The organism is Brevibacterium antiquum CNRZ 918 (genome assembly GCF_900169145.1).
In the GTDB taxonomy this organism is placed as follows: Bacteria; Actinomycetota; Actinomycetes; order Actinomycetales; family Brevibacteriaceae; genus Brevibacterium; species Brevibacterium koreense.
Genome location: NZ_FXZD01000005.1, coordinates 197,257 through 209,702 on the forward strand (window position 1 = coordinate 197,257; position 12,446 = coordinate 209,702).

Consider the following 12,446-nt stretch of genomic DNA (forward strand, 5'->3'; position numbering starts at 1 on the left):
ATGAAGGAAGTGAAGCGATGAGCACGTGGGCAGACACCCGTCCCTGGCTGAAAACCTGGGGAGATCTCGCGAACAAGCCGTACACACTGGAGAAGTCAACAACACTGCAGGATCTGGCTACGACGGTTGCCACCCACGGTGATGAAAAGGCCATCAGCTACTACGGGTTCGGCCTGTCCTGGTCGGAGTTCGATCGGTACTCGACGGCCTTCGCCTCGTATCTGGCCGAACGCGGCATCGCTGCAGGTGATCGCGTCGCGATCTATGACCAGAACACTCCTGCCTTCATGATCGCCACCTACGGAATCTGGAAGGCGGGCGCTGTTGTCGTTCCGCTCAATCCGATGTACCGCGGAGAGCTGGAGCACATCTTCGCCGACGCCGAGGTGAAGGGACTCATGGTCTCGAAGGCGGCATTCCTCGACCGAGTGGCTCAGTACGCGACTTCCATCCCGGTGGTCGTGCTCAGCGACGACCGCAGCTTCCAAACCGACGGCCCCGAAGCGATCTTCTCGATGTTCGACGCGCTGCCCGGCACACCCGGTCAGAACCCGGAATCCACCGAGGTGCCCAACCTCCCCGACTTCCAGGCCGTCGTCGAGTCCCGGCTGGACACCGATTTCACTCCCGCCATTCCCTCTCCCGAGGACGGTGCGATCGTTGTGTACACCTCCGGGACTTCCGGGAGGTCCAAGGGTGCCGCCGGCACACACGGGTCCGTGTCGAGCAACTCCCGGTACTGCGTGCGGACGCCGACGTTCGAACCCGGGGATGGATTCCTCACTCTGGCTCCGATCTTCCACATCACCGGGTTCGTCTGCCAGTTCATCGCCGGTGTGGCCGGCGGTGCGCGGCTGATACTCAACTATCGCTTCGAACCAGGTTCCCTCCTCGAGCTCTTCCTGCGCGAGAAGCCGACATATATGGCGGGCCCTGCCACGATCTATACCGCCATGTTGGCCCATCCCGCCGCGTCGGCGCAGCACTTCTCATCCTTCAAGCGGATCATGTCGGGAGGTGCCCCGCTGCCCGAGGGCTTGGTCAACAAGTTCGAGGAGAAGACCGGTGTCTACATCGGGCAGGGCTACGGTCTGACCGAGACCTGCGCCCAAGTCGCCACGGTCCCGCACGGGCTGAAGGCGCCCGTCGATCCCGACAGCGGCAACCTTTCCTGCGGTCTGCCGCAGCCGGACACGATGATTCGCATCCTCGATGATGTCGGCGAACCCCTGGGCCCGAAGGAGATCGGAGAGGTCGCCATCTCAGGCCCCGAAGTCGTCTCCGAGTACATCAACAATGAGAAGGCCACGGCCGAGCAGATACCTGGTGGGGAGCTGCGCACTGGCGATGTCGGCTATATGGATGAGGACGGTTGGCTGTTCATCATCGACCGCAAGAAGGACATGATCAACGCCTCTGGTTTCAAGGTCTGGCCGCGGGAGGTCGAAGACGTCCTTTACACCCATCCCGCAATCCAGGAGGCAGCCGTCGTCGGCATTCCCGATGAGTATCGGGGTGAGAGCGTTGCTGCGTTCGTGACTCTGCAGTCGGGCCCCGAAGCCGATGAGGTCACCGAGGCCGCGATCGTCGAGTTCTGTCGCGAGAAGCTGGCCTCCTTCAAGGCTCCACATCAGGTGACCATCATCGACGAGTTGCCGAAGACCAGTTCAGGCAAGATTCTGCGGCGCACCATTCGCGCCGATGCGGTTGCTGCCGCACAGGAGGCGAAGGCCAGCGCGGTCGGCTCCGACTGATCCGAGAGCTACCGGCACGCTGCCAACGATGTCAGCCGGTCACGGCCGTCGCGTCTGCTCGACGCGGCGGCCGTTTCTGTTCATTGGGCCTGATCGACTGCTGTGCGAATGGTTACGTCAGGCTCACCGTCTTCGCACCGCCGAGGCGCGCAAAGCGGTCCGGCTGGCAGGTGAGCACAATGACCTGAGCGCTCTTCCCGACTGTGCTCAGGATGACGTTGAGCGCGTTGAGGCGCTGCGCATCGGCAAAGCCGAAGGCGTCATCGAGGACCACAGGTGCCCCGGAATCGCTGTCGACGAGTGTCGCCACTGCGAGTCTGCCGATGAGCGCAAGCTGCTCCTTCGTTCCACCCGAGAGTGATTCGAAGGGCACGGTTCGTTCGTTCAGGGTGCGTGAGACGATTTCGAGGTCTTCGGAGACCTCAACGGAGAGCCCTTGGCCGAAGACCAGCCTGCCCAGACGTTCGATCTGCTCCTTGAAGGGAGCCACGTACTTCCGCTGGGATTCTTCTTTATGTTTGAGGACAGTGGAGCGCAGGAGGTTGATTGCCATCGCCTGATGGCCCAGTCGTGCCCGCTTCTTCTGAGCCGATTCCATTGTCTCTTCGGCGGCTGCGAGCTTTTCATAGATGCCTTCGCTGGCACGATCGTCGATGAGAGCCGACAGGCGATCGACTTCCTGCCGAACTTCTTCTCGTTGGGATTCCTTGCTGCCGACGAGTTGCCGCACGTTCTGCAGCTGCATCCCCAAGGTCTCGGGATCGGCTGCTTCGTAGGCGACTCGTGCTTCGTCAACCTTCGACTCCACATTCGTCGCTCGAGCCTCGGCAGTCTTCACTGCCTCATCCAGATCGGCGTCGGAGTCCGTCTTTCGTGCCTCAGCCAGACTGCTCGTCAGACGCTCGTGCTGGGTTTCAGCTTCTTTCAGGCTGGTCTGGGCTCGTACCGTCTCCACGCGCGCGTCATCTCGGCTCGTGCGAATTCGTTCGAGTTCGACACGGGTGGAATCCACCGCGGACTGAGCGTCGTCAACAGTATTCTCGGACTCTGTGACCGCCGTTTCGAGCTCGCTGAGGCTCCTGTCACCAGTTTGGCTGCCCGCTTCGGTATCGTCTCCAAAATTTTCATCGCCGCCTGGGCCGGTTCCAACGGCTCCGAGGATCTGCTGTGCGCGGGCGAGCGCGGCTTCGAGCTTGTCACGCCTGTCCTGGCCCAGGAGCACCTTGAGCGTCGAATCGGCCTCTGCCTTGACTGCTTCTGCATCCGCACGAACATTGGCTCTCTCCCGGGCTTGCGCCACGGAGTCGACGTCGAGACGTTGCAGCTCTGCTTCGAAGGCTTGCTTTGCCGAGGTCAGTTCTTTGTCCAGCTCGACGGGAGATGCCCCGGGGCGCACTGTGATGTCGGCAATGCCGTCGATTGTGATCCGCACGTCCTTGACCGCGGCGAATTCTCCACTGACTCCATCGCCGAGTTCACTTCCGTCGACACTGATCGCCTGCGAGCCGAGTTGTTTCGCGACGATCTGTGCCGCGGCGGAAGTCTTCGCGTTCTCTGCGATTCGCACCTCTGTCTCAAGCGAGCTCAGCGCCTCGACGTCCTTGGTCGTGACTGTGATCGATGCGATCGTCGCCTGGGCCCGGCTCTTCTTCTCATCATGGTCACGAATGGTGTCGAGCCGTCGCGTGAGTTCGGTGAGTTCAGTTCGAGCGCGTGCCTCAGTCACCTCTTTGGCGGCCGCTTTTGCCAGTGCACGTGACTCATCGAGTGCGGTCTGCTTCTCCTCGAGAGTCGTCTGCGCTCGATCGAAATCCGAGTCCTTGTCACTCTGCGTCGTTTCAAGGTCAGAGACCGAGGCCCGGGCAGCCTTCACAGTCTCCTCGGCGGCGGCAACATCGTCGATGAGCTGCGCGCGTCGGTCCAAAGCTTCCCGGGCGATCTGGACGTCACGCTGCACTGACTGCGCCTGTTCGACTGCCTGGTCGAGCACTGCCTTGAGTTCGGCCACCGCCTTTGCCGCCTGTTCGGCTTCGTCACGATCAGCAAGAGCTTGTGTCAGCTGAGCACGGACAGATTCGAGGCGAGTGGCAGCTCGGGCATGGTTGTCGACGAGGTCGTCCATCCCGCGGCTGCGTTCACGCAGTTGTTCAAACGCGGCTTCGGCAAGAGGGACTTCAGCGTTGACTGCTTTGTAGTCTCCGGTCTCTTTGCCGGATTTGGTGAAGTACTTCGCGTATTCGGCCTCGATCCGGTCAAGGAAGTCGTCGTGATCGGCGACCTCGACGCCCGATTCGTTGAGCGCACTGTGCAGAGCCTTGATCTGAGCCAGCGGTGCCTGCGCCAGGCTCTCCCCCTGCGCCACATCGAGGGCGACGAGAAGGTCGACATCAATGGTATCGGCAAGGATCGAGAGAAACCGGTCGTGCGCATCATCGCTGCTCAGTTGTTCCGGCCTGGGGCTGATGACGCTGAGTTCGGTGAAGGGCTGCTTGATCCACCGCTTCCGGTACTTGAGTTCATACTCACCGGTGCTCAGGTGCAGTTCGACTTCGGGCCCGGCATCAACACCGACCGGTTGGGTCTCTTTGACGCTGGCCTTGCGTGAACTCGCTTTGTCCTCGCGCAGATGGGTGATGGCCTCATGAATTGAGGACTTGCCGACCTCGTTGGGCCCTTCGACTACGGTGACGCCATCGCCGAATTCGACGCGAGAGTCGGCAATACCGCGGTAGTTGCGCAGGTGGATGGAATGGAATTTCATGATCCGCTCCTCGCAAATCTATACAGCAGCCCCAGCGCGTCCTGTGCTGCTGTGGCAGACGAGTCCTCTCCCGCCGCCGCTGCTGCCAACTCGTCGAGAGTCTCCTGCATGTATCCGCTCAAGCCGAGGCCGGCGAAGTCCTCGTCGGCAGCGACCACGGCAATGTCCGTGTGCCGTTCCCACAGGGAGACTAGGGCGAACAGGTCTGTTGCGTGGTCGAGGACTTCGTCGAGTCGTGACTTCGCTGCCGTGGACAGGGTTCCCCGGAGGATAAGCCAAACAGCGGTGCTGTCCTTGTTCGGGATGTCTGTCAGTCGCTGTTCGAGGCGGCTGACGTCCTCACCCGAGTTCATGTCCTCCTCAACGACGAGGTAGGACCAGCGACCGATGTGCACCTTCTCCACCGAGCTCGCATGAGTCTGCGGATCGATATCGACGAGGAGAACGTTGCCCGGATCGTCTTCTCGGCGTGAGGTCACCTCCGGGGCACCGGGGTACCAGATATTTTCGTCTACGGAATAGGTGGCGTGCCGGTCACCGAGTGCGATGAACTGGGCACGGTTTTCTCGCAGCACGGCCTTGAGGCTCTCGGTATCGATCGTGGCCAGGGACTCCCGATCCGGGTCCAGAGTGCTCACGGCACCGTGACCGGCGATGATGCGCACCGTCCCGGGAGCCACCTCGGCGAGGCTCTGTGTTGCCTGGGCGACCAGGTCACCTTGGGGACGTTTTGAGAACCATGGGGCACCGACGATCTCGACATCGGGGATGGGCCCGAACGGTTCGCTGCTGCGCAGGACGTGGACGTGGTCAGGCTGACGGGAGGTGAAGGCCGGGGAATCGTAGATGGAGGCGGCGTCGAGGGGATCGTGGTTGCCCGGCAGCAGGACAACGGGCACGGTGAAGGCGGCCAGGGCCTCGAAAGTGCGGGAGATGATGGCTCGGTCGAGTTGGTTGGACTCGAACACGTCACCGCAGACAACAACAAATTCGCATGACTGTTCGGCAGCGATCTCACCAATGCGTTTGACTGCGTCAAGGCGGGCACGGTGAAACCGCGGGCGGGCTTCAGCACTGAGATAGTGCGCCGTCATGCCCAACTGCCAGTCTCCGGTGGCGACGAATCTCATGGGTTCCTCCTTGGTTCTCCCCCATCCTATGTATGCACACCCACCCTACGGACAGGCACTGACATGGAATGTGAGCCAAGTCATCAGCGCGTCGATTGCGAACGCAGAATGGGTCGCGAACGATTCGTGAAGCAGTCGAGTCCAACTACGAAAGCCATGACATGCGGGATGATACGAAGACGTTACCCAGGCCCCGGAATCCGTGTCTGTGACCTCTGTTACAGTGGTCAATGCGCAACCGACACCGATGCGCGCAGGTGACATTGTCCGAGGTGATCCGGCATAGAGGCCGTCGACACGACAATTCGCTGCTCATGTAATAAGGGAGTTACATCATGACGCACAAACTCATTCCTGCTCTCGCGTTCGCTTCGGCGCTCGTGCTCGCGGCTTCCGGTTGCGGTTCGTCCTCGAGCGGAGGCTCGGACGCTGAGCTCAAAGGAGAGGGAAGCGGTGACTCCTGCACTATCACTGCCGAGATACCAGTTTCCGCTGCCTTCAGTCTCACCGGTGCAGCCGCGAACTATGGGGCCACACAGAAGAATGGGCTCGAACTGGCCGCGAAGAAGCTGAATGAGAACGACGGAGTGAAGTACAAGGTCACCGTCGAAGATGACCAGACCGATCCGAAACAGGGCATCCAACTGTTCCAGCAGTTCGCCAGCGGCGATGCCAGCGTCATCGTCGGACCGACGCTGTCGAATACTGCCAAGCAGACCGACCCCGTGGCTCAGGACTCCAAGATCCCGGTTCTCGGCGTATCGAACACGGCCGGCGGCATCACGGAGATCGGCGACTACGTCTTCCGCGACTCGCTCACGGAAGAAGCAGTCATCCCGCAGACGGTCACGCAGGCGAAAGAGAAGCTCGACCTCAAGAAGGTCGTCGTCATGTACAGCAATGATGACGCCTTCACCGAGTCCGGGTACACGGCCTTCGCGGAGGCGCTCAAGGCCGATGGCGTCAAGGTGGACCAGACGCTGAAGTTCTCGAAGTCCGATACCGACTTCCACGCTCTGCTCAACAAGGCCAAGCAGTCGAAGCCAGATGCGATCGTCGTCTCCGCGTTGGTCGAAGCCGCCATTCCGCTCGTCACGCAGGCACGTGAGCTGGGCATCGATGTGCCGATCATCGGCGGCAACGGATTCAACTCCCCCACCCTCATTTCTGACGCAGGTGACGCATCGGAAGGCGTCATCGTCGGTGCGGCGTGGAACTCTGCGTCGAAGAATGAGCAGAACCAGGCGTTCCTCAAGGACTACAAGGCAGAATACGACTCCGCCCCCGACCAGTTCGCCGCCCAGGCCTACGCCGGGCTTCAGGTCATCGATGCAGCGGTGCGTGAAGGTTGCTCGGGCGAGCGCGAGGACATCAAAACCAACCTCAACAAGGTCAAGGATCTGTCCACCGTGCTCGGCGACTTCAGCATCGACGAAAACCGCGATGCCAAGCATGAGGCACTTGTCCAGATCGTCAAGGACGGCAAGTTCGACATTCTCAAATGATCGATCCGATCCTCAACCCTGTGCTGTGTCGCTTGGTCGCGCTTTCGAACGCGGCCGGGCGACACCGCCTGCACATGACAAGAAAGCACTGACATGCAGCAGCTCCTCGACGGAGTGTTCCTCGGCTCGATCTACTCGCTCTTCGCCATCGGCTTCACACTGGTCTTCGGAGTTCTTGATCGGCTGAACTTAGCCCATGCAGCCGTGTTCACCGCGGCCGCACTGATCGGAATCGAAATCGTCGAGCGTCTCGACATCTCCATCTGGCTGACCATCCCCATCGTCCTTGTCGTGGGTGCCGTACTTGGTCTCATCATCGAGCGTGTGGCTTTCCGGCCCCTCGAGAAGCACCACGACGCACACTTCGGCGGTCTCATCTCGTCCATCGCGCTGGGATCGATCTTCATCGCGCTGCTCCAGTCCCGCTACGGTGCGGGAACTCAGCGCTTTCCGGCCGGGTCGTTTCCCGAAACGCAGTTCAAGCTGTTCGGGGCGACCGTCTCTCTCCTCCAGTTCATCATCCTCATCGTCAGTGTGACGCTCATGGTCATCCTTGCCTGGGTCGTCACCTCATCCAAGCTCGGCCGGGGCATGCGCACCATTGCCGAGAACCCCCATGCCGCAGCCGTCCTGGGGATGAATGTCCACCGCATCTCGAGCCTCACATTCGCCATCTCCTCGGCACTCGGTGCAGTCGCTGGCGTGCTCTTCGCCCTCAACGTCAACAGCGCACAGCTGGGAATGGGTCATGCGATCGAGCTCAAAGGACTCGCAGTCATCATCGTCGGTGGAATGGGATCGCTGCCCGGGGCCATGATCGGCGGCCTCATCCTCGGCATCGCCGAGGTCTTCGCCGTCAACTACATCGGCAGCTCCTGGCGTGACATGGTCGCGTTCGGCCTCCTCTTCCTCATCCTCGTGCTGCGCCCGCAGGGGCTGTTCGGCAAGCGCAAAGTGAGGGAGGTCTGATGTTCTTCGAATACAGCGCGCTGATCACCCTCATCGCCCTGACTGCAATCCTTGCCTACAGCTTCTACGCGGTTCTGCTCGCCGGTCAGCTCAGTCTGGCCCAGATCGGTCTTGCATCGTTCGCGGCCTTCACCTCGATACTCGTCGTTCCCGAAGAACCACTGTTCGGAGTGATTCCGCCCTTGGTGATCGGCATCGTCTTCGGCATGGCTGTCGGCATGATCGCCGCATTCATCCTCGGCCTGCCGGTAGTCCGACTGCGTGGGGTGTTCCTCGCGATCGCCACCCTCGCATTCGCTGAAATGGTCCGCATCTTCCTCATCAACCAGTCCTGGACCAACGGGGCCCAGGGCATGTCATTTCCCAAACTCGTGGGACCGATCACCGCGTGGGTCCTCCTCATCCTCGTCGCCTTCTGGTTCTGGAGGCTCTCCGGCTCCAGGCTGGGCCGCACCTTCGACGCCATTCGTGAGGACGAGCTGGCCGCACTGTCGATGGGTATCAACGTCGCTCGCTACAGGATGGCCTCGTTCGTCATCGCCGGTGCGGTTTCTGGCCTATACGGTGTCCTCCTCGCCTACTTCTCACGCTTCGCCGACCCTAACGAGTTCTCCTTCACCGCTGCAGTCGATGGCCTGGTCACTGCAGTCGTCGGTGGTGTCTCGATGTTCATCGGACCAGTACTCGGCAGCACTCTGCTCACCGTCCTGCCTGAGGTCCAGCGCGTCCTCGGCATCGACGCAGGCTGGATTAGACCGCTCATCTCCGGAGTCGTCCTGCTCCTCGTCATCCTGTTCCTGCCCGGCGGCCTCTCCGCACTCATCCCGCGCCGTAAGTCTGCAACGAAACTCGTCGATGACGATGCGGGAGTCCTCAGTGAATTGCCCGCAGCCGGCACTGTCGTCGCGACTCTCAACGGCCTCGGAAAGTCCTACGGTGGGGTCCGGGCGGTCGATTCGGTCAGCGCCCAGGTCAAGGCGGGCTCAGTCTTCGGCCTCATGGGGCCCAACGGTGCTGGCAAAACCACTCTGGTCAACATGCTCACAGGCATGACCCCACCGACGGACGGAAACGGCACCATCCTCGGCGTCACTCTGGGGAAGCGGACTCAGGCCCACCACCTCGGCGCGGCAGGAGCTGCACGAACCTTCCAGCAGATCAAGGTGTTCTCCCGTCTCAGCGTCCTCGAGAATGTCCTCGTCGGCGGCTATCGGGTGACCAAATCCACGCTGTGGCGTCGCATGCTCTTCCTGCCCTCAGCCAGGCGAGACGAACATACGGCAGTGGCCAATGCCTCTGCCCAGCTGCGCCGGGTCGGACTCGCCGACAAGGCAGCGCTGTCCGCCGGCAACCTATCCTACGGCGACCAACGAAGACTCGAAATCGCCCGTGCCCTGGCCGCTCAGCCGACGATCCTCATGCTCGACGAACCTGCTGCGGGGATGAACCACGTCGAAGCCACCGAACTGTCGACGCTGATCCGAGCACTCGCCGCAGATGGGATCGCTGTAGTCCTCATCGAACACAATGTTCGGATGATGATGAAAACCTGCGATGAGATCCTCGTGCTCAACTTCGGCAAGATGATCGCCTCCGGCGAGCCCGAAGACATCGCCAGGGACGAAGCTGTCATGGCCGCCTACCTCGGCGACTCAGCACGCACCGAGAATACGCAAGGACCAGACGACGCAGGTGGACCGGTGCAGGCACCGAAAGATTCGGAGCAGAACTCATGAGCGACGCAATCCTGACCGTTGAAAACCTGCACGTCAGCTACGGGCAGGTCAATGCCGTCCGCGACGTGTCGATCAGGGTGCCAACCGGTTCCGTGACCGCTCTGGTCGGAGCCAATGGTGCAGGCAAGACGTCCATCCTCTCCGCTGTCAGCGGACTTGTGCGACCGAAGTCCGGGACCATCACCTACAAGGGCGCCGAGGTGACCCGCCGTCCCGCTCATGCCATGGTCAAGTCCGGCCTCGTGCTTGTTCCCGAAGGACGTGAGATCCTCTCCACACTGTCAATCGCGGAGAATCTGTCGCTGGGTGGGTGGCATCGCGGCAGAAACCTCACCGCCAATGTTGAGAACATGTACGAACGCTTCCCAGTCCTGGCCGAACGCAGGAAACTACCCGCGGGGTCACTGTCCGGGGGCGAGCAGCAGATGCTCGCGATCGCACGGGCGCTCATCGCCGAACCTGAAGTGCTCCTCCTCGACGAACCATCGATGGGGTTGGCCCCAAAGATCGTCGACCAGGTCTTCGAGGTCATCGAGCAGATCCGCACCGACGGAACAACGGTCGTTCTCGTGGAGCAGAATGCCCGCCGTGCCCTGGCAGCCGCAGATTTCGGCTACGTCATCGAAACCGGAGAGATCACGCATTCCGGCCCAGCCGACGAATTGTTGGCCGACGAAGCGATCATCGAAGCGTACCTCGGCCTCGACTGATGCAATGACACCCGCTTCCGAGCAAGTTGTCGCGCTCTGCAACCGATCGTCATCCGCGTGGTGGCCTACAACGGCGCATGACATACCTGAGCATGTTTGCCGCGCTGTTGTTCCAGGGGCTGTCACACCGGGGGAATACTTGACCACGACGTGAGCATGACCAGCCTCCACGCTTCGAGCCCGTACCTACGCTAGGACCGCACACCCGTCGTCCATGATGTGCCTATGTCGATCGCTCCCGGTCGGGTCACGGCGCTCATCGGTCCCAACGGGTGCGGCAAGTCCATCGCCCTGCGGTCTTTGGCCCGCCTGCATCCAATCAGCTGGGCGACGTCTGCGTCGGATTCGCCGAGCCGACTACTCCGACAACCGCACTCTCCGCGTCGATCATCGTTCCGGGCGAACTGTTCAATCAGGCCTACGTTGGTCGAGGCCTGGACGCCAAGAACCTCTCACGCACCCTCGAGGACTCCGGCTGCACGACACTGGTTCAGGGCCGTCGCCGCACCACGCTGAATCACTGCTTGGGCCGGCTGCTCCGCTCGCGGGCGCTGAGGTATTCGGTCGGGGTGTATCCGGTGACACGGTGAAAATCCGCTGTGAAGTGCGATTGGTCGAACCAACCGAACAATGCCGCAAGCTCGACAAACGACCGATCCCACCCCTGATCGATCGTCGCTACAGCATCTGTGACACGGGCACGAGTGAGAATCTTCTTGACCCCGACACCGCAGTATTCCTGGAACATCCGCTGCAGCGACCGTTCGCTCATTGCACAGCGCGATGACAGTTCACCGAGGCTGATCACGCTCGGGTCATCGAGGCGATCCAGCACCTGTGCGAACCGGGCATATCCCTCGGTCATCGTCGGACGCTGAGAGAGCAGCCAGGCCTGAAGCACCTCGGCGGCGGAGTGCAGGTGCGAATCGCGAACCTGGTCGACGTCCAGTAGCTCACGGAGTCCCAGGTCCTCATCAATCCGCGGAAACCAGTCACCGGCTGGCACTGTCGTGTCCCGAATCAGTGCCGGTGCCTCGTTCGCGAACGCCAGTGTTCCGCCGAGGTGGAAGTTGACCCCGATGACACCGCCACGACCGTAGAGACCGACGTCGAATCGACGAGTGGTCACCGGACCGGTCAGCCAGATGCCTGCGCCCGTCGTGTTCGCACGATGGATATCGCCGAACTCCACGGTGAGGTTGATCCCCGGTTCCGATATGGTCGCCGTCTGATAGCGCTCGCCCTCTGGCAGGTCCCAGGTCACCGACCATAAGCGCTTCACCCAGGGACGCAGCCCTTCGGCGACTGCAGCCGGCACTGAATACTGGGCGTGCTGAAGCATCTCCGCCGGTTTGAGCACACGTCCGTAGAAATGTTCGGGAGGAGAATTCCCCGGTGGCGGAATTTTCCTAGCGACGACATCGTCCATGGCACAAGAATGGCAGACATGACTGACACACAGATGAACGAAACCCCTGCCGCTGCCTTCACCACCGATGCCACACCGGTCGCGAAATTGGCCATGATCACTCTTGACGCCTCGAATGCCGCCGCACTCGGTGACTTCTGGTCGAAGGTCCTGGGCTGGCCGGTGGCGTATTCAGACGAGAACTATGCCATGCTCACCGGCCCCAGCCATGCGCTGGGCATCGGCACCATCCCCGACTACCAGCGACCAGACTGGCCCGACGATGGCCACAAACAGTTCCACCTGGACCTCGCGGCCGAGGACATCGAGGCTGCTGCCACCCGCTGCGTCGAATTTGGGGCCGAACGAGCCGATCCTCAGCCCGGCGAGACATGGGTGGTCCTCTTCGACCCAGCCGGCCACCCCTTCTGCATCACCGATGCCAAGAACTGGGGCTGAGGAAGGAGTACGCG

General features: G+C 61.6%; 10 protein-coding genes. 7 read left to right on the top strand and 3 right to left on the bottom strand.

All coding sequences use genetic code 11. The features are described 5' to 3' along the window. Positions 1–17 precede the first annotated feature (17 nt). Positions 18–1,754 (top strand): class I adenylate-forming enzyme family protein, encoded by a 1,737-nt coding sequence (locus tag BANT918_RS09145; protein WP_101619942.1) that lies wholly within the window; start codon positions 18–20, stop codon positions 1,752–1,754. 112 nt (positions 1,755–1,866) lie between these two features. On the opposite strand, the gene BANT918_RS09150 is transcribed toward BANT918_RS09145, so the two are convergent. Beyond that, positions 1,867–4,515 (bottom strand): AAA family ATPase, encoded by a 2,649-nt coding sequence (locus tag BANT918_RS09150; RefSeq protein ID WP_101619943.1) that lies wholly within the window; start codon positions 4,513–4,515, stop codon positions 1,867–1,869. Further along, a complete protein-coding gene (locus BANT918_RS09155; RefSeq protein WP_101619944.1) occupies positions 4,512–5,645 on the bottom strand; it encodes a metallophosphoesterase family protein in 1,134 nt (377 codons plus the stop codon). Before BANT918_RS09155 ends, BANT918_RS09150 begins: the two co-directional genes overlap by 4 nt. A gap of 335 nt (positions 5,646–5,980) precedes the next feature. Here BANT918_RS09155 and BANT918_RS09160 point away from each other — a divergent pair, with 335 nt between their 5' ends. The 5 genes from BANT918_RS09160 (at position 5,981) to BANT918_RS18085 (ending at position 11,081) form a co-directional block, all read left to right on the top strand. Then, a complete protein-coding gene (locus BANT918_RS09160; RefSeq protein WP_101619945.1) occupies positions 5,981–7,150 on the top strand; it encodes an ABC transporter substrate-binding protein in 1,170 nt (389 codons plus the stop codon). Positions 7,151–7,243: 93 nt separating this feature from the next. Further along, positions 7,244–8,119, top strand: a complete 876-nt coding sequence (locus BANT918_RS09165; protein ID WP_101619946.1) for a branched-chain amino acid ABC transporter permease — start codon at positions 7,244–7,246, stop codon at positions 8,117–8,119. Then, on the top strand, positions 8,119–9,855 hold the full coding sequence (locus BANT918_RS09170; RefSeq protein WP_101619947.1) for an ABC transporter permease subunit: 1,737 nt from the start codon (positions 8,119–8,121) through the stop codon (positions 9,853–9,855). Before BANT918_RS09165 ends, BANT918_RS09170 begins: the two co-directional genes overlap by 1 nt. Positions 9,856–9,863: 8 nt before the next feature. Next, positions 9,864–10,565 carry an ABC transporter ATP-binding protein gene (locus tag BANT918_RS09175; protein WP_167389435.1) on the top strand — a complete coding sequence of 234 codons (702 nt, stop codon included), beginning with the start codon at positions 9,864–9,866 and terminating at the stop codon, positions 10,563–10,565. A gap of 225 nt (positions 10,566–10,790) precedes the next feature. Continuing rightward, on the top strand, positions 10,791–11,081 hold the full coding sequence (locus BANT918_RS18085; protein ID WP_418904416.1) for an ATP-binding cassette domain-containing protein: 291 nt from the start codon (positions 10,791–10,793) through the stop codon (positions 11,079–11,081). Position 11,082: 1 nt separating this feature from the next. On the opposite strand, the gene BANT918_RS09185 is transcribed toward BANT918_RS18085, so the two are convergent. Then, complete coding sequence (locus tag BANT918_RS09185) at positions 11,083–11,994, bottom strand: helix-turn-helix domain-containing protein (RefSeq protein WP_101619949.1); 912 nt, start codon at positions 11,992–11,994, stop codon at positions 11,083–11,085. A gap of 18 nt (positions 11,995–12,012) precedes the next feature. On the opposite strand from BANT918_RS09185, the gene BANT918_RS09190 reads away from it, so the two are divergent. Continuing rightward, positions 12,013–12,432, top strand: coding sequence for a VOC family protein (locus tag BANT918_RS09190; RefSeq protein ID WP_233430419.1), 420 nt, complete (start codon positions 12,013–12,015; stop codon positions 12,430–12,432). Positions 12,433–12,446: the final 14 nt, after the last annotated feature.

Coding starts and splice junctions, on each gene's coding strand:
- BANT918_RS09145 (WP_101619942.1), top strand. CDS start 18: ATGAGCACGTGGGCAGACACCCGTCCCTGGCTGAAAACCTGGGGAGAT.
- BANT918_RS09150 (WP_101619943.1), bottom strand. CDS start 4,515: ATGAAATTCCATTCCATCCACCTGCGCAACTACCGCGGTATTGCCGAC.
- BANT918_RS09155 (WP_101619944.1), bottom strand. CDS start 5,645: ATGAGATTCGTCGCCACCGGAGACTGGCAGTTGGGCATGACGGCGCAC.
- BANT918_RS09160 (WP_101619945.1), top strand. CDS start 5,981: ATGACGCACAAACTCATTCCTGCTCTCGCGTTCGCTTCGGCGCTCGTG.
- BANT918_RS09165 (WP_101619946.1), top strand. CDS start 7,244: ATGCAGCAGCTCCTCGACGGAGTGTTCCTCGGCTCGATCTACTCGCTC.
- BANT918_RS09170 (WP_101619947.1), top strand. CDS start 8,119: ATGTTCTTCGAATACAGCGCGCTGATCACCCTCATCGCCCTGACTGCA.
- BANT918_RS18085 (WP_418904416.1), top strand. CDS start 10,791: ATGTCGATCGCTCCCGGTCGGGTCACGGCGCTCATCGGTCCCAACGGG.
- BANT918_RS09185 (WP_101619949.1), bottom strand. CDS start 11,994: ATGGACGATGTCGTCGCTAGGAAAATTCCGCCACCGGGGAATTCTCCT.
- BANT918_RS09190 (WP_233430419.1), top strand. CDS start 12,013: ATGACTGACACACAGATGAACGAAACCCCTGCCGCTGCCTTCACCACC.